The 15592-nt window shown below is 61.4% G+C and carries 20 protein-coding genes and 2 tRNA genes; 12 read left to right on the forward strand and 10 right to left on the reverse strand.

Annotation, left to right across the window (positions count from 1 at the left end; translation table 11 throughout):
- Positions 1-5: 5 nt before the first annotated feature.
- Positions 6-899: an MBL fold metallo-hydrolase gene (locus WBF69_RS05050; protein WP_424261856.1), complete on the reverse strand. Its 894-nt coding sequence runs from the start codon at positions 897-899 to the stop codon at positions 6-8.
- A gap of 133 nt (positions 900-1032) precedes the next feature.
- Between WBF69_RS05050 and WBF69_RS05055 the strand changes: the two genes are divergently transcribed.
- Genes WBF69_RS05055 through WBF69_RS05065 form a run of 3 tightly spaced genes read left to right on the forward strand, consistent with a single transcriptional unit; the run spans position 1033 to position 2210 of the window.
- The gene (locus WBF69_RS05055) at positions 1033-1359 is read left to right on the forward strand and encodes a metalloregulator ArsR/SmtB family transcription factor (RefSeq protein ID WP_424261858.1); all 327 of its coding nucleotides are present in this window, start codon (positions 1033-1035) and stop codon (positions 1357-1359) included.
- The gene (locus tag WBF69_RS05060; RefSeq protein WP_424261925.1) at positions 1349-1783 is read left to right on the forward strand and encodes a YeeE/YedE family protein; all 435 of its coding nucleotides are present in this window, start codon (positions 1349-1351) and stop codon (positions 1781-1783) included. Before WBF69_RS05055 ends, WBF69_RS05060 begins: the two co-directional genes overlap by 11 nt.
- A gap of 10 nt (positions 1784-1793) precedes the next feature.
- A complete protein-coding gene (locus WBF69_RS05065; protein WP_424261860.1) occupies positions 1794-2210 on the forward strand; it encodes a DUF6691 family protein in 417 nt (138 codons plus the stop codon).
- Here WBF69_RS05065 and WBF69_RS05070 read toward each other — a convergent pair.
- Positions 2183-2776 (reverse strand): cytochrome b, encoded by a 594-nt coding sequence (locus WBF69_RS05070; RefSeq protein WP_424261862.1) that lies wholly within the window; start codon positions 2774-2776, stop codon positions 2183-2185. The two genes, WBF69_RS05065 and WBF69_RS05070, sit on opposite strands and share 28 nt — an antisense overlap.
- Before the next feature lie 110 nt (positions 2777-2886).
- Positions 2887-3696, reverse strand: a complete 810-nt coding sequence (locus tag WBF69_RS05075; protein WP_424261864.1) for an AraC family transcriptional regulator — start codon at positions 3694-3696, stop codon at positions 2887-2889.
- Positions 3697-3766: 70 nt separating this feature from the next.
- Here WBF69_RS05075 and WBF69_RS05080 point away from each other — a divergent pair, with 70 nt between their 5' ends.
- Positions 3767-4159 carry a nuclear transport factor 2 family protein gene (locus tag WBF69_RS05080; protein ID WP_424261866.1) on the forward strand — a complete coding sequence of 131 codons (393 nt, stop codon included), beginning with the start codon at positions 3767-3769 and terminating at the stop codon, positions 4157-4159.
- A gap of 125 nt (positions 4160-4284) precedes the next feature.
- Here the strand turns inward: WBF69_RS05080 and WBF69_RS05085 are convergent.
- Positions 4285-4360: transfer RNA gene (locus tag WBF69_RS05085), tRNA-Thr, on the reverse strand.
- A gap of 113 nt (positions 4361-4473) precedes the next feature.
- Here WBF69_RS05085 and WBF69_RS05090 point away from each other — a divergent pair.
- A complete protein-coding gene (locus tag WBF69_RS05090; RefSeq protein ID WP_424261868.1) occupies positions 4474-4842 on the forward strand; it encodes an MAPEG family protein in 369 nt (122 codons plus the stop codon).
- A 57-nt stretch (positions 4843-4899) separates the two neighbouring features.
- Here the strand turns inward: WBF69_RS05090 and WBF69_RS05095 are convergent, their stop codons facing one another.
- The 4 genes from WBF69_RS05095 to WBF69_RS05110 all read right to left on the reverse strand — a co-directional run bounded on the left by WBF69_RS05095 (position 4900) and on the right by WBF69_RS05110 (position 8728).
- The gene (locus WBF69_RS05095) at positions 4900-6018 is read right to left on the reverse strand and encodes an AI-2E family transporter (protein ID WP_424261870.1); all 1119 of its coding nucleotides are present in this window, start codon (positions 6016-6018) and stop codon (positions 4900-4902) included.
- Between the two features lie 22 nt (positions 6019-6040).
- Entirely contained in the window at positions 6041-7270 is a 1230-nt protein-coding gene (locus WBF69_RS05100) for a DUF3422 domain-containing protein (protein ID WP_424261872.1), read from the reverse strand.
- Positions 7271-7832: 562 nt separating this feature from the next.
- Positions 7833-8378, reverse strand: a complete 546-nt coding sequence (locus WBF69_RS05105) for a DUF488 family protein (RefSeq protein WP_424261874.1) — start codon at positions 8376-8378, stop codon at positions 7833-7835.
- Between the two features lie 86 nt (positions 8379-8464).
- Positions 8465-8728 (reverse strand): zf-TFIIB domain-containing protein, encoded by a 264-nt coding sequence (locus WBF69_RS05110; RefSeq protein ID WP_424261876.1) that lies wholly within the window; start codon positions 8726-8728, stop codon positions 8465-8467.
- A gap of 142 nt (positions 8729-8870) precedes the next feature.
- Between WBF69_RS05110 and WBF69_RS05115 the strand changes: the two genes are divergently transcribed.
- Genes WBF69_RS05115 through WBF69_RS05125 form a run of 3 tightly spaced genes read left to right on the forward strand, consistent with a single transcriptional unit; the run spans position 8871 to position 10408 of the window.
- Positions 8871-9242, forward strand: a complete 372-nt coding sequence (locus WBF69_RS05115) for an MbcA/ParS/Xre antitoxin family protein (protein WP_424261878.1) — start codon at positions 8871-8873, stop codon at positions 9240-9242.
- Complete coding sequence (locus tag WBF69_RS05120) at positions 9239-9985, forward strand: RES family NAD+ phosphorylase (protein WP_424261880.1); 747 nt, start codon at positions 9239-9241, stop codon at positions 9983-9985. The genes WBF69_RS05115 and WBF69_RS05120 overlap by 4 nt, the downstream gene beginning before the upstream one ends.
- A gap of 39 nt (positions 9986-10024) precedes the next feature.
- Entirely contained in the window at positions 10025-10408 is a 384-nt protein-coding gene (locus WBF69_RS05125) for an RNA-binding S4 domain-containing protein (protein WP_424261882.1), read from the forward strand.
- A 3-nt stretch (positions 10409-10411) separates the two neighbouring features.
- Here the strand turns inward: WBF69_RS05125 and WBF69_RS05130 are convergent, their stop codons facing one another.
- Positions 10412-11494, reverse strand: a complete 1083-nt coding sequence (locus WBF69_RS05130; protein ID WP_424261884.1) for an acyltransferase family protein — start codon at positions 11492-11494, stop codon at positions 10412-10414.
- Between the two features lie 309 nt (positions 11495-11803).
- Here WBF69_RS05130 and WBF69_RS05135 point away from each other — a divergent pair, with 309 nt between their 5' ends.
- Entirely contained in the window at positions 11804-12622 is an 819-nt protein-coding gene (locus WBF69_RS05135) for a universal stress protein (RefSeq protein ID WP_424261886.1), read from the forward strand.
- Positions 12623-12687: 65 nt separating this feature from the next.
- Positions 12688-12763, forward strand: a tRNA-Asn gene (locus WBF69_RS05140).
- Positions 12764-13205: 442 nt separating this feature from the next.
- On the opposite strand, the gene WBF69_RS05145 is transcribed toward WBF69_RS05140, so the two are convergent.
- Positions 13206-14783, reverse strand: a complete 1578-nt coding sequence (locus tag WBF69_RS05145) for a glutamate synthase-related protein (RefSeq protein WP_424261888.1) — start codon at positions 14781-14783, stop codon at positions 13206-13208.
- Positions 14784-15086: 303 nt separating this feature from the next.
- Here WBF69_RS05145 and WBF69_RS05150 point away from each other — a divergent pair, with 303 nt between their 5' ends.
- Both WBF69_RS05150 and WBF69_RS05155 read left to right on the forward strand, forming a co-directional pair.
- The gene (locus WBF69_RS05150; RefSeq protein WP_424261890.1) at positions 15087-15425 is read left to right on the forward strand and encodes a mannonate dehydratase; all 339 of its coding nucleotides are present in this window, start codon (positions 15087-15089) and stop codon (positions 15423-15425) included.
- Positions 15334-15588: a hypothetical protein gene (locus WBF69_RS05155; protein WP_424261929.1), complete on the forward strand. Its 255-nt coding sequence runs from the start codon at positions 15334-15336 to the stop codon at positions 15586-15588. The genes WBF69_RS05150 and WBF69_RS05155 overlap by 92 nt, the downstream gene beginning before the upstream one ends.
- Positions 15589-15592 lie beyond the last annotated feature (4 nt).

Here is a 15592-nt window from a genome sequence, read left to right on the forward strand (position 1 = left end):
TGACGTCAGCGAGGTTCTTTCGCCCCTGCTGACGCCGCAGGCAGCGCATTGAGCGGGATCTTCAGGTAGGACAGGCCGTTGGCTTCGGCAGCCGGCAGGTGGCCGGCGCGGATGTTGACCTGCAGCGCCGGCAGCATCAACGCCGGGGCATCCAGCGTGGCGTCGCGCGCCTGGCGCAGCGCTACGAAGGCGTCTTCCGTGATGCCGTCGCGCACGTGGATGTTGTGCGCCTTGTGCTGAGCCACGTTGCTTTCCCAGGCGGCGGGACGGGTGTCGGGCGGATAGTCGTGGCAGGCGAACAGCCGGGTGGCATCCGGCAGCGCCAGGATGCGCTGGATGGACCGGTACAGCGTCCGCGCGTCACCCCCCGGAAAATCGGTGCGCGCCGTGCCCAGATCGGGCATGAACAGCGTATCGCCGGTAAAGACGGCGTCTTCTACCTGATAGGCCATGTCCGCCGGCGTGTGGCCCGGAACGAACAGGGCGCTGGCCTGCAGCGTGCCGATCATGAAGGTGTCGCCATCGGCGAACAGATGGTCGAACTGGCTGCCGTCGGCCTGGAATTCCGCCCCCAGGTTGTACAGGGTTTTGAATACCCCTTGTACCTGACGGATGGGTGCGCCGATGGCGATGCGTCCCCCGGCCTGCTGCCGCAGATAGGCCGCAGCCGACAAATGATCGGCGTGCGCATGGGTTTCCAGAATCCACTGCAGAGTCAATCCCTGATCGCGCAAATAGTCCAGCATCCGGTCGGCGGATGCCGTGGATGTGCGCCCGGATGCCGGCGTGTAGTCCAGCACGGGGTCGATGATCGCCGCCATTTGGCTGGCGGGATCAGACAGCGCGTAGCTGACGGTGCCGGTGACGGAATCAAAAAATGGCTGAATCGAAAGGGACACGGCGGTTTCCTGGGTTCAAGGCGACAGCGCCCACAAGGGAGCTGTCTGATCATAGCGCTCTGATTTTCAATCTATTGAATAATATTATATTAATTGATATATTATTAATCAATCCCTACTGCTTGCCTGTGCCATGTCTTCCGACACTTTAGACCCTGACCGTTTACGGGACGCCGCCGCCTTGGCGGTGGCCGACCTGAAAGTCCTGGCCAATTCCGACCGCCTGTTGTTGCTGTGTCAGCTATCCCAGGGGGAACGCTGCGTGGGTGAATTGGAAACCCTGCTGGGCATCCATCAGCCTACCTTGTCGCAGCAGCTGGGGGTGCTGCGATCCGAAGGCGTGGTCGCTACCCGGCGCAGCGGCAAGCAGGTCTTTTACCGCGTCGCCAATGCGCAGATGCTGCGGGTGCTGGTGGCGCTTTATGCCATTTACTGTCCTACGGGAACCCATCATGATTGATTGGAATGCTTTTACGCCCTGGTCCGCCTTGATCGGCGGCGTGATGATCGGCGGGGCGGCTGCCCTGTTCATTTTGCTCAATGGCCGCATTGCGGGCATCAGCGGCGTGTTGGGCGGCTTGCTGCGAGCAGGGCCGGGGGACCGCGGCTGGCGGCTGGCTTTTCTGGCCGGCTTGATGGCGGCGCCCTGGCTGGCCTACGGGATGGGATATAGCGCTCCGATCCGGATCGATGCGGATGCCGGCATCCTGATCCTCGCCGGGCTGCTGGTGGGGCTGGGCACCCGCTATGCGGGCGGCTGCACCTCCGGGCACGGCGTGTGCGGCCTGTCGCGATTGTCGCCGCGTTCTTTGGTGGCCACTGTGTGCTTCATCGGCGCCGGCATGTTGACCGTGGCGGCAGCGCGCCATTTTCTGGGATGGTAAGGATCACATCATGGCATTGTTCACTGCATTTCTGTCCGGCCTGATCTTTGGCATCGGTCTCCTGGTGTCGGGCATGGCCGAACCGGCCAAGGTCATTGGTTTTCTGGATATCACCGGGGCCTGGGATCCTTCCCTGGTGCTGGTGATGGGCGGCGCCGTGCTGGCCGGTCTGCTGGCGTTCCGGCTGGCAGGCCGACGGGCGACGACCTATCTGGGGCTGCCCTTGACGCTGCCTGCCGTGCGCATCATCGATCGTCGGCTTGTTGTCGGCAGCCTGGTGTTCGGCATCGGCTGGGGTTTGGTGGGCCTGTGCCCCGGTCCGGCACTGGTCGGTCTGGGGGCGGGGCGCTGGCAGGCGGCGCTGTTCGTCGCCGCCATGCTGGCGGGCATGGGCATCTTTCAGTGGCTGGAGAAACGCCGGTCCTGATGACGGTTGAGCCGAACGGCGTCTGCTCGCTGCCCGGGCAGCATGCGCACCAGCGTATTGTCGTGCCAGACATAATGGTGCGCCAGGGCGGCAGCGGCGTGCATGCCGATCAGGAAATAGCCGATGTTGCCGATGACTTCATGGGTGTCTTGCAGCGTGTGGCCCAGGGCTTCGTCCGGCCCCAGCAGGGCGGGCCATTCCCACGTGTAGAAAGGCACATGCTTGCCCTGTGCGCTCAGCGTCAGCCAGCCCAGCAGCGGCATCAGAATCAGAAAGACGTACAGAGTGATGTGCATGGCCTGCGCCAGCCGGTGCTGCCAGGCCGGAACCGGCGGTGTAATGGGCGGGATGCGCGATGCGCTGCGGATGATCAGGCGGACGAACACCAGGCAGAACACCGTCAGCCCCAGCATGGCGTGCCATGCCTTCATCGCATCGTGCAGCGGGTTGCTCTTGGGGACCAGTCCGCGCAGTTCGATCAGGGCATAGATGGCGATCAGCAAAGCCAGCATCAGCCAGTGAGCCGTCATCATCAGGCGGTTGTAGCGCTCTCTCGATGGGATCATGATCCAGCCTTTGCAGGGTGACAGGATGGAAGCATGATAGGCAGTTGCGGATGAATGGCGAATGAATGCGGCCCGACGCGAAGCGCTGACACGCTCGGCAGAGGATCGAATCAACGCTTCAAGGCTGCATAGCGCCCTGGGGTGACACCAAAGGCCCTGTGGAACATGGCGATGAACGCGCTCACATTGTCGTATCCCAGGTCCAACGCAATCGCCGTCACCTGCCGGCCCGACGCCAGCAGCTCCAGCGCCTTGAGCAAACGCACGCGCTGACGCCATTCGGTGAAGGTGAACCCGGTCTCGGCAATGAAACGGCGGGTCAGTGTCCTGGATGCGATACTTGCCCAGTCAGCCCATTCCTCCAATCGCCGCCCATCATCGGGCCGGTCGGATAGGGCTTGGGTGATCCTCAGCAGTCGCGCATCCTGCGGCATAGGCAGGCCGAGAGCAAGCTGCGGCGATGAACGGATCTCATCGAGAATGACGCCCGCCAGCCGAGCCTGCGACGCATCAAGTGCACTGCCCGTCCACGAGGCGGCACGCGCCACCGCCTCGCGCATCAGACCCGAGACAGCCAAGACGCAAGGCTCGTTGGGCAGTTCGGTGCAGGCGGGTGCCACGACATACATACTCCACCCCACGAAAGGCCCATGCGAGCGCAGCCCATGCGGTACGTTTGGCGGTATCCAGACGGCATGCGTGGCGGGTACTACCCAACGGCTGCAGCCCGCCTCGACCGACAGCAGGCCCGTTGTTGCGCCAAGCAACTGCCCGCGCGCATGGCGATGGCGTCGTGTGGCCCGCACCGTACTGGATTGTCGCGCCACAACCAGCAGGAGTGGACCGTCTGCAGTGGCAGCTTGCGCCGGCGAAATCATCGGGCTGGACATGTTTGGCGTGAAATTGGCATCGAGTGTCATTTATACCGTACTAACGCCATGCTGGCTTGCTTACAGTGTTTCTTTCCACTCTCAGTCAGAAAGACACAATATGCAAATCACTAATATCCGCTCAGCCTTGGACGATCTCCTCAACCAGCAGCAACGCCCCTTGGAAGATGTGCTCACTCGCCATTTCGGCCCCGATTTCAGGCAGCGTACCAACGGACAATGGGCCGACCGCGACGCCTTCGCGCAGCATGCGCGCAAACTGCGCGAAGTGACGGCCTCGGCCCGCATCGAGATCCTGGACGAACTGCGCGATGGCAACCGTTATGCGGACCGCCACCGTGTGTATGTAGTCAAGCGCGATGGCTCCAGGGTCGTGCAAGAAGTGTATCTATTCGCGGAACTGGATGCCGAGGGGCGTTTCGCATGTATTGAGGAAACCACGCTGATGCTCGAGGGCGCGGAATCCGACCGCGAGATGGGCAGCATGAAATAACGTTTGTTGATGGGGTGAAGGTCGGTGAGGTCGGCGCAGTCCAGCGAAGTACCGGGCTGAAGTCATCACCAAACAAAAAAGCCCCAGGCGATGGATCGCAAAGGGCTTGATTGACATGATGGGAATGGTGCCGGCTAGAGGAGTCGAACCCCCGACCTTCGCATTACGAATGCGCTGCTCTACCAACTGAGCTAAGCCGGCCATGACGCTTAAAGCGTCATCCTATGACGTCAAAGCGCCACAGTCTGGCAGGACCATACCCCACCAAAGCCAGCTATTATACATGGAATTTTTTGAATAAAAGGATGGACTCCATGAACCTGATTCCGGGCCTGATGATCGCCGCCGCTGCGCTGCCCTATGCTGCCGCCATCGCAGCCAAGGCGGGCGGCACACGCTTCGATAACGACAATCCCCGGCCCTGGCTGGCATCCCAGCAAGGCTGGCGGGCGCGGGCCAACGCCGCCCAGGCCAATCTGTTCGAAGGTCTGCCCTTCTTTTACGCAGCGGTGCTGTATGCCCTGTATGCGGATGTGGCCGTCGACCGGCTGGCCGGCCTGATGGGTGTCTGGATCGCGCTGCGGGTGCTGTTCGTCGCGGCGTACATCCTGGGGCGCGGGACGATGCGCTCGCTGATCTGGGCGGCGGCGCTGGTCGTGAATGTCGCGATCCTGCTGTCCTGACACCGGGCAGCAGGCTGCGGCCCTCTGGCGGATATTTTCCGCGCGGGCCGCTGGCGTTCAATCCTGGTCCGACGCCGCGCTGTGGGGCGCAACTGGGGTCTTGTCCTGTTGGCTGCCGTTTTGGATCATGGCCAACGCATCGGGGAAAAGCCCCCAGCAGGCCATGAACAACGCCGCAAACAGCGGGCCGATGACAAAGCCGTTCAGGCCGAACACCGACAGGCCGCCCAGGGTGGAAATCAGCACGACATAGTCCGGCATCTTGGTATCTTTTCCCACCAGGATGGGGCGCAGCAGATTGTCGATCAGGCCGATCACCGTGACGCCGAACACGGTCAGCGTGATGCCCTGCCACCAGGCGCCGGTCACCAGGAAGTACACGGCCACCGGCACCCAGATCAGCGATGCCCCCACGGCGGGCAGCAACGACAGAAAGGCCATCAGCACTCCCCAGAACAGCGCGCCCTGGATGTCCAGAAAGGTGAACATCAGGCCGCCCAGCAGACCCTGGGTGGCGGCGATCACGATATTGCCCTTGACGGTGGCTCGCACTACGGTGGCGAATTTCTGAAAAAGCTTGTGCCGATGGTCTTCGTGCAGCGGGACAAGCTGCATGAACGCCGGTGCGAGCTTTGCGCTGTCGCGCAGCAGGAAGAACAGCAGATACAGCATCACACCCAGTCCGACCACGAACTGAAATGTGTTCTGCCCGATATTGACGGCTTGCTTGGCCAGGAACTGACTGGCCTGCAGGGCGCCGGTGGACAGTTTTTCGCGGATGCTGAGCAGATCGCCCACCCCGAAGGAATCCAGCCAACCGTGGACCGAAGGGGGCAGGGCGGCAACGATCTGTTCGTAGTACTGGCCTAAGTTCAGCTGCCCGGAATTGATTCGGGTGTACAGGCCGGCGACTTCGTTGGCCAGGGCGCCGGCGATGAACAGCAGCGGCAGAATCACCATCAGAGTGATGCACAGCACCGTCAGGAAGGATGCCAGGCCAGGGCGCTGTCCGCCCAGCAGGCGCAGCAGCCAGCGGTGCAGCGGGTTGAAGATCACCGCCAGTACGCCACCCCAGAAAATGGCGGCGTAAAACGGCATCAGGACACTGATGAACGCAATCGAAACGGCGGCCAGCAGCAGCAGAAAGCTGCGGAAATGGAGTGTATTGGTATGCATGGATGTTGGTGTGACTTTTTGGTCAGTGTCGCCGGGCGTTGCGGATCCGGTGGGCGATGGCGCCGATGATGATGGCTGCGACCGGCATGCTGCTGAGCAAAGCGGTCTGCGGCGACCAGTCAAAGCCCAACGTCAGGATCCCCTGGTACAACAGTTTGAACAGGCTGAACAGATAGTAGCTGATGGCGATGATGGACAGGCCCTCGACCGCTCTTTGGATCTTGATCTGGGTATCGGCGCGGGTACTCAGACTTTGCAGGATCTGGCTGTTTTGCTCTTCCATTTCGACCTGCACCCGCGCCTGCAGCAGATTGCCCAGATGCGCCACGGCGCTGCCGATGCGCGTCAGGCGCTGATCGGTGGATTCGCAGTAGCGCACCGTCGGGCGGAAGCGCTGGGCGATGAAGGTGCCCAGCTGCTGGCAGTCGCCGGTGCGGCTTTCGTGCAGCTCGGCAATGCGTTCGAACACCAGTTGGGCATAGGCTTCGGTGGCGCTGAAGCGCAGGCGGGTGCGGGTCTGGGTCTGGGTCACGCGGGCCGACAGCCGCGTGATGCGTTTGAGCAGCGCCCGGATGTCGTCGGCCTCGGTCCGGGCGTTGTCGTCCGACAGCGCCACCAGTTCGGCTTCATATTGCCGCAATTCGCTGCCCAGCGATCGCGCCAGCGGCAGGGTCAGCGATGCCATCAGGCGATAGGTTTCGATTTCCAGCAGCCGTCGTGCCATCCGGCCGAGGCGACGACCATCCAGCTGGCGGTTGAGCACCAGCATGCGGTTCAATCCGTTGCCGTTCAGACGCAGGTCGCTCCAGACGGTGGCCTTGCCATCGTCCAGTTCCGATCCGACCGGGTCATGGAAGCCATAGGCGGCCAGATCGCCGCGCCAGGATGCTTCCGATTCCACGCAGATCTGGTCGGCATTGATGAGCAGCTCGCTGTGGGTCTCGGCGACCTCGGCCAGCACCGCGGGTAAAGCAGGCCAGGGACTGTGGGCCGCACCGGGGCTGACCAGGGTGAGTGTCAGGAATTCCGTGTGCCGTTCCCATTTCAGGCGCGCGTCACCGACTGGAAATTCGCCTTGGGGCAGGGAAGGGTCGGCCAGGGCGACATGGCGGTCGCACAAGGTGCGGATGATGGTCTGCGCGGCATCGTCTTCGTCCAGAAAGGCCAGGTGAAAGACCTGTGCCGGCGCGTCGAAATACATCGAAGGTCTGGCGTGCAGCTCGTTGTGCAGGGTGTGGCGTTGCAGATGCATGCGGCTTCAGTCCGAACGGTGAAGTCTAAAGAGATTCAGTGTATCCAAAATCTATATGAAAAACGCCGCAGCGGGATGCTGCGGCGTTGAATAGAGCCGATCAGAAGACTGTGATGAGTTCAGGATGCGGTTTTCGGCATGGTGTGATGTTTGACGGACGGGTGGGCTTTTTTGGCTTTGTGTTGCGTCTGAGCCTTATGAGCCGGGGCCTGTTTCGCAGTCGCCGGGGCCGCGGTTTGAGCGGGCGTGCTTGCGGTATTGGCCGCGAAAACAGGCGCAGCCGTGGCGAGGCCAAGAACAGCTGCCGAGCAGGCCGCCAGGTAGGCAATGCGGGAACGTGTCGTCATGACAGGGACTCCAGAGAGTATCTGGATGCACCTTGCATCCAGGCAGGCAGATTGATCTGCCATGATGCTCAGATCATGGTCCGGCGAAATGGTTCTCGGGCGACATGAATGTTTACCATGTTGACGGCTGGTTGAACGAGCGGCGCCAGTGCGCTCTGGGGCGGTGGCGGGATCAAGCCTTTGTCCGCTCTGGACGCTGCCGCGGCCAGTGCTTTTCAGTCGGCAGCCTGATTGGCAGGGGGATACAGCACGCTGCCGTCCGGCTGGATGACGGCGCCATGTGTCAGGCTGGCCGCGTCGACATGGTTGAGTCCCATGATGTGCAGGACCGGGATTTCCCGGGCGATCAGATAGTCGCTGATGATGCGCCGGTGGCAGCGCCACCAGACGGCCTCCGAGCACATGATGGCGCAGCGCTGGACCTGAGCCCGGTTGATCAGGATGTCCAGGCCTTGGTGGAATGCATCCGTCAGGGCATAGTCGGCGTAGTGGTGGAAACTGTCGTTTTCCCAGAAACCGTTGGTTTCGGGCGGCGTGATTTTCGATTTGCCGCGCAACCCGCCCAGCGCGTCCAGATGTTCGTAATCGATGCCGTAGGGGGCCAGCGAGCCGGGCAGGGTTTCGCGGTTGAACTGCGGATTGGTGCGCGACCGTGGCACGGTGCGGATGTCCACCAGCCGTTCGATTCCGGATGCCTGCAACAGGGCCGCGAAGGCGGGCAGATCATGGGTGGAATGGCCGATGGTGTAGATGGGTGACATCGCCTTGGTCCGGGAATCCGATGAACCCATCATAGTCCTTCGCTGCGGCGCACGATGGCGGAACGCCGCCACCGATCAGGGACTGCCTAGTCGAAGATCTCGTGCCAGAACGACTTGTGCTTTCGATAGCCGTCATGCCGGCGGGAATCTTCGTAGCGGGGCTGCTGCGCATGTCCCTGGGGGGCGGCGGGCCGGGCTGCGGGCGCCGATTCGCTGACGCTGCGCTCGATCAGCTTGTCGAGCTCGCCACGATCCAGCCAGACGCCTCGGCAATTGGGGCAGTAGTCGATTTCGATATTCTGACGCGAGGACATGGACAGATTCGTATCCGGGCAGGCGGGGCATTTCATAGGCAATGACTCCGAGTGGGGAAATGAATAATGTTGGACCGTTCAGCTTGTCGTAAGTTCCGGTATTTGTCTGTATTGTTATAAATGCACTTTTATAAGATAATTGTGCATATAGCACTATATTTCCAACGCGGGAGGCGCCATGACTGCACTGCTCAAGACTTCTCCGGCCCCGGATGCCGTCCTGGCCAAGGCCGTGCTGCGGGCCGGTGATCAGCTGGGCTTGCGCCAGGCTCAATTGGCGGCGGTCCTGGGCATGCATCGCACGGCGGTCAGCCGCATGAAAACAGCCCAGTCCCTGGATCCCGACTCCAAACAAGGCGAAATCGCGCTATTGCTGATCCGGGTGGCGCGGGCCTTGTTTGCGCTGACCGGGGGGGATGCCGAATGGATCCGGCATTTCATGCAGTCACCCAATACGGTCACGGGTGGGGTGCCTGCCGAACAGATTCGCACCATTCAAGGGTTGATGACGGTGCTGCGCTTCGTCGATGCCCTGCGGGGCAAGATTTGATCTGGGCGGAATGCGACGGCCCGGATCAGATCCAGCCTCTCCGGGGCATCTTGCACCGGCTGGTCGAAAGCCAGGAACAGATCGCCACCCTGGCCTATGTCGATACGCTGGAAGAACAGGCTGTCCTGGAAGCCCTGCTGGAAACCTCCAAGCCCCCTTGGCCTGCAGGCAGCGACCGCTGTCATTACCTGCTGCGATCGCCTTTCCGGTACCCGCCTCTGCCCTGGGGGTCGCGTTTCGGGGCCCGGCACGAGCCCGGCCTGCTGTATGGCGGTCTGAGTCAGCAGACCACGTTGGCTGAGTCCGCCTATTACCGTTTCGTCTTTCGTCAGTCCATGACGGGGCCGGCCCCCAAGGACGTGCTGATCACCCAGCATACTTTGTTCACCGCAGGGTACCGGACGGATCAAGGCCTGATGTTGCAGGCGCCGCCGTTCGATCGTTTCAGTGCGCTGCTGATGCATCCGTCCGATTACGCCGCCACCCAGCAACTCGGGGCGGAAATGCGCGGAGCGGGCGTTCAGGCTTTTGAATACGCATCCGCCCGCGATCCAGCGCATCAGCCCTGCGTCGGCTTGTTCACCCATCAGGCGCTGGCGGGCGTCAAGCCCTTGACCCAGGCAGCCTGGCTGTGCGAACTGCGCGAACGCGAAGTCTCCTTCAAGCCCCTGGCCGCCCAATCGGTGGTGAGCTGCTCTCTGGACGACTTCCTGGTCGATGGCGTCTTGCCCCGGCCCGCCTGATCCCCTATCGTGTCATCCTGGCAGCAGCAAGGAAACCGCATGGACAAGATCCGGCTCGACAAATGGCTGTGGGCCGCCCGCTTCTACAAGACCCGCAGTCTGGCGGCGCATGAGATCGGCGCAGGTCGCATTCAACTCAATGATCAGGTCGTCGCCAAACCCGCCCGTGAAGTCGCCGTGGGTGATCGCGTGCGGGTGCGCAAAACCGGTCTGGACATCGAGGTCGATATCCGCGCGATCAGCGGCGTGCGCGGCCCGGCGCCCCAGGCTGCGCTGCTGTATCAGGAAACTGCCGACAGCATCGCGGCTCGCGAACGGGCGGCGGAACAGCGCCGCCTGGCACCGGAACCCGCCCAGGACTTAAACGCTGGCCGGCCAACCAAGCGGGATCGCCGGCTGATCGATCAGATGCGGGGACGGTAGGCTCTAGCCCGGCGCGAGGCGCCTGACGATCCCGGCCTTTGCTTTCCGGTAGTAGATCGCGCAGGCGACCGGAATCAGCGTGGGCAGGATGATATACAGCGGGGAAAATACCGGGCTGCTGAAATGGTCCAACGGCGCGGCGTTCCGGATGTCGTAGAGCCCCAGTGTGTGGAAGGCCAGGTCCAGGAACAGATAGCCGATCAGGTGATAGCTCATGATCGCCTTGGATTCCCTGCCGGCGGCCTCGAACAGTTCCATTCTTTCGCTGGATAGCACCCACGCCAGGTAGAACGTCGAATAGATGCCGCAGCAGATCCTGATGAACGACATGACAAACCCGTCGGGGTATTTGCTCCAGGCCATGACGACCGTGTGGTTGAAGCCGATCTGCGAGGAAACGTACATGATGAAGAACGCGGCGATGAATCCGTACAGGCTCAAGGACCGCCACAGGAACGGTCTGATCACATAGCCGGCCAGATAGAAGGCCGAGGCGACGCAGAACTGGCTCAGGTAGTTGTCGTTGATGTCCCTGCCGGCCTGGAAGCGGCCTGCGAAGATCTCGGTCCCCAGGTATCCCAGCGCCAGAATCGCCAGGATATACACGCCGGACGAGAGCCTCCATGCCTGCGTCGCCTTGATGATCGGAAACCAGGCGGACGACGTCACCGCGTAACAGACGATAAACCAGAGGACGAGAAAATAGGTGTTCTGCTCGAAGTTCGACTCGTAGTTGGCGAGCAGGATGTCGTGGATCGAGCCGTTGAACGGATCGCCCTGGATGTCGGCGCCCAGGCCGTTTCTGAACAGGACCGCCAGCGACCCGATCACCAGGTAGGTCGAGATCGCATACAGCACGTGTTTTCTGGCGATCCCCGTGTAGAACTTCCGCGCACTGGTGCGCGGATCCAGCAGCAGCCCGCCGATGAAGAAGAACAGCGGCATGTGGAAGGTGTACGGTCGATAGAAGTCAAAGAGCGACCCGTGATAATGACCGATGACCACCATGACGATGCCCATGGCCTTGGCGTAATGGATCGCCAGGGACTCGCGTGCGGTCGGTTTGTCGTGAATATGGCGCTCCATCAGCGTCCTTCGCGATGGCTCGGTGTCGTGGGTCCCGATTGGAGGGGGCTGACACACCGTATTGCCGGAACTGAAAGCGTAACATCGCTGAATGCCTGGAAAGGGCAAGGGCGCTACGCGAAGTAAGTGCGCGTCACAGGACATGTGATGGCCTGGCCTTTTGCCGTGATTTGCTCCTGAGTTTTGCTTTTCCGCAAGAATCAGCGCGGCTGGGCATAGGGCGTTCATGTCCGGTCAACTTATACTGTGCTGGATGCGCAGCACACGCTGCGCCATGACCTCTCAATAACGCCTTCTGGAGTGATCGCTATGTACAAACGTATTCTGGTACCGCTCGATGGGTCGCCATTTTCGGAAGAGGTGATTCCCTATGCAGCTGGCTTGGCGAGTGTGCATGGCACGGAACTGACACTGCTGCGCATTGTGGACAAGGCGTCCGATGAAGAAAAGGCACAGGACTATCTGGGCGCCCTGGCGTCCCGCTATGGCGCCGGCAGCCGGTGTGTGCTGGATACGGGCGATGCCGCCCAGGCGATTCTGAAACAAGCCGCCCAAGAGCCGGCAACCTTGCTGGCCATGACCTCGCGCGGGCGGTCCGGCCTGATGGAATTCATGCTCGGCAGCGTGGCTCAGCGTGTCGTGCGCGGCGCCGGCGGACCGGTGCTTGTGTATCGCCCGACCGGGGCTGGCACACCGGTCCGCGAGCCGGTCAAACTGCGCAGCGTCGTGGTGCCCCTGGATGGCAGCGCCCTGCCGGAAGCCATGGCCCACGACGCAGCCCGGTTTGCTCACTGGGCCGGCGCCGGTCTGGAAGTCGTCAGTGCGATCCAGCCCGTCATTGCCGCGCAGGTAGGCGATGAACCCAGCCGTGAAATCCCTGGACTGGAATCCGGCTATGTGCATACTCAGGCCTCCGCGCTTGCCAAACAGCACGGCGTCAGCGTTGACTGGGATGTGCTGCACGGCGAGCCGGTGCAGGCGATTGCCGATCATGTGGCCCGCCGCAGTGACGTCATCTTGGCGATGGTGACGCGTCGCCACGACGCCCTGGAAACCGCTTTGCTGGGCAGCGTGACCTCGGGATGCCTGCGCAAGGCCGGTGTGCCGATCCTGATGCGCCTGCCTTGAATGCGTAAAATGGCGGTTCTTGTGCGGCCGCAAAAAATTATGCTATAGTTTCGCTTCTTTGCAATTCCCCGATAGCTCAGTCGGTAGAGCGACGGACTGTTAATCCGCAGGTCCCAGGTTCGAGCCCTGGTCGGGGAGCCAAGAAATTCAAGGACTTAGATGAAAATCTAGGTCCTTTTTCTTTGCCTGTATGTGGGGTGATTCATGAGCCTGGTGCAGTCGGCCAAGCTCAACAGCCACGGGGTTCCTTGCGTAGTCCATCGTGAATGCGGGTAAGTCGGGCGTCAGCGGAAGGTTACGCCCTGTCATTCATTTTTCAGTATCTTGATGGAAAATGGCGGCGCTACAAGAGAGGTTGTCATGAAAAGGCTATTTTTGGTTTGCGCGATGGTTGCCATGCTTTCGGCCTGTGCGGTGTATACGCCACGTGGATCTGTGGTTGTGGATCCGGCTCCGGGCTATGGGCACGGTGGGTTCTGCCCTCCAGGGCAAGCCAAAAAGGGCAACTGCTGAGCGGTCGACCATGACACCCGTCGTCCGCAGCTGTGTGCAGCGGCCCAATAATCTTTCAATACATCCCTTTTTATCGATCCGGCATGAATCCAGACCATTCTATGCCGGCTAGTTCGGCCAGCGATCTATGCCAGCTTGCAAGATTGTCTTTCTGGAACTGATCGAGATGATTGTGCCCGCAGGCGCGCGCCAAGATGCGCATCAAATCGGTGCTGGCCTCGAAGAAAGTGGCCAGGCGTTGAGCGGATACCTCTACATTCAGGCGCTTGCGCAGTTGCGGGTCCTGCGTCGCGATGCCGGTTGGGCATAGATTGGTGTGGCAAATACGGGCTGCGATACAGCCGATGGCCTGCATCGCAGCATTGGCCAGTGCGACACCATCGGCTCCCAGCGCCAGCGCTTTGGCAAAGTCAGTATGAGTTCGCAGACCGCCTGTGATGATCAGCGTGACGCGCCCACTGGCTTTCAACTGATCAAGACAATGGCGGGCGCGGGCCAGAGCCGGGATGGTGGGTACCGAGATGTGGTCCCGGAACATGAGGGGGGCGTCCCCCGTTCCGCCGCCGCGACCATCCAAGATGATGTAGTCTGCGCCGGCTTTGACGGCGAATGCAATATCCCGCTCGATATGCTGGGCGCTGAGTTTGAACCCGATAGGGATGCCCCCGGTGATCTCGCGTACGTGATTGGCGAAGCGAGCGAAATCGTCGACGGTGTGCAGATCGCGGAACGTGGGTGGCGAATCCGCATCCTGGCCTTCGGGCAGATGGCGGATTTCAGCGATGCGACCAGTCACTTTTCGACCAGGCAGGTGCCCCCCTGTACCTGTCTTGGCGGATTGACCGCATTTGAAATGAAAGGCCTGCACCAGAGGCAGGAGAGATTCGTGATAGCCAAATTCGGCCGATGCGTATTCGTACAGGTAGCGATGGTTGACTTGTTGCACCTCGGGCAACATCCCCCCTTCGCCGGAACAAATGCCTGTCCCGGCAAGTTCCGCCCCTTTGGCCAGGGCGATTTTGGCTTCTTCGGACAGTGCCCCGAAGCTCATGTCGCTGACTAGCAGAGGGATGTCGAGTTGTAGCGGTTTCTTGGTGTCCGGACCGATGATCAACTGTGTGCCCACCGGCACACCCTCCATCAGGGGTTGACAGGCCAGCTGCGCCGTCATGAACTGGATGTCGTTCCAGTCAGGCAGTTGGCTGCGGGGGACGCCCATCGCAGCCATCTCTCCGTAACGGCCCATTTTGCTCAGGCCTTCGCGCGCCAGGCGATGGATGAACGCGACGGTTGGTTCTTCAGGAGTCTGTGAGACTTCTGGCGCCGGGTCGGAGGCCGTCGGGGTAGCCGTTGCCGACGGTTCTGTGGCGGTGGCATCCTCCAGAGAGAATGCCTTGCCCACCATGGCATCGGGCACCTTGGTGTGATGCCCATCGCAAAAGGGCGCGTCTTTGGTTTGCTTGCAGCGGCACAGCCAGGCTTCTCCATTCTTCTCTGCGATGAAGGCCAGTGGCGTGAATCCGGTGCCTCGGTGCGAACCGTCACAGAAAGGCTGATTCTTCGAGCGACCACAGCGGCACCAATAGTATTCCTGGCCGGCTTTCAGTTCGACCGCGATAGGTTTGTTCGCGGCAATAATGGGTTTCAAGACGTGTCTCCTTTTTTAGGTCCGGGTATCCCAGCGGATACGATCAACTGACGCGCTGCTGCAGCAGTCGATGCGCCGTTCGGCATGGACTCGCGTGCGCCATGCTTGGATGCCTAGCAGTTGGATGACTGCCGTGTGCGATTTGTTTCAGTGTGCGCACACCGATATTGCATCTGTGACGATGCGGGGACCGGTTGCTGTTCGCTGTGCATAAGCTTCAGTTTGCCAACGCGGCAGCGTTTGGTGTGTTCGTGCCCGTGTTCGCGGACTGCCGCATGCGAGGGCGCCGGCACGTCATAGGATGTGCTGTTCGGCTCATTCCACGAGGCCGAGCATCTGACGGGCGATACGAATATGGTTGTCCTGATCGATGCAGCCTTGCAGGAAGAACAGCGTCGGCGCGCTGCTGGCCGCAAGGACTGTTCGATCCCTTTTCGCCCGGATCACGGACAGGACATTCTGGACGATCTCAAACGCAAGGCACAGCCGGGTTATCCGGCCATTGGCCGCCTGCGATGTCCGGCCTTTTGCGTTTGCGGTAGCGGCCTGGATGCGATACTGCCGGGGTGTGACGGATGCGGGGGTGTCCTATGCGCTGCGCGATCCGCGGGAATCCGAGATTCTGGCAGTCGTGCGAGATAGTGGTCTGGATGCCACGGCTCTGTCGCAAGGGCTGATGCAGTTGAACGGCCTGTTTCCTGCCAGCTTGCGCGATTCGGCTGTATGGCAGGATCTGGTGGCTGGTACCCTTGACCACATGCTGAACCGAGGCATTAAGGACTCCGCCGCTGCGCAGTCCCAGTAGTCCC

The organism is Castellaniella sp. (assembly GCF_049673105.1).
Lineage (GTDB): Bacteria > Pseudomonadota > Gammaproteobacteria > Burkholderiales > Burkholderiaceae_B > Castellaniella.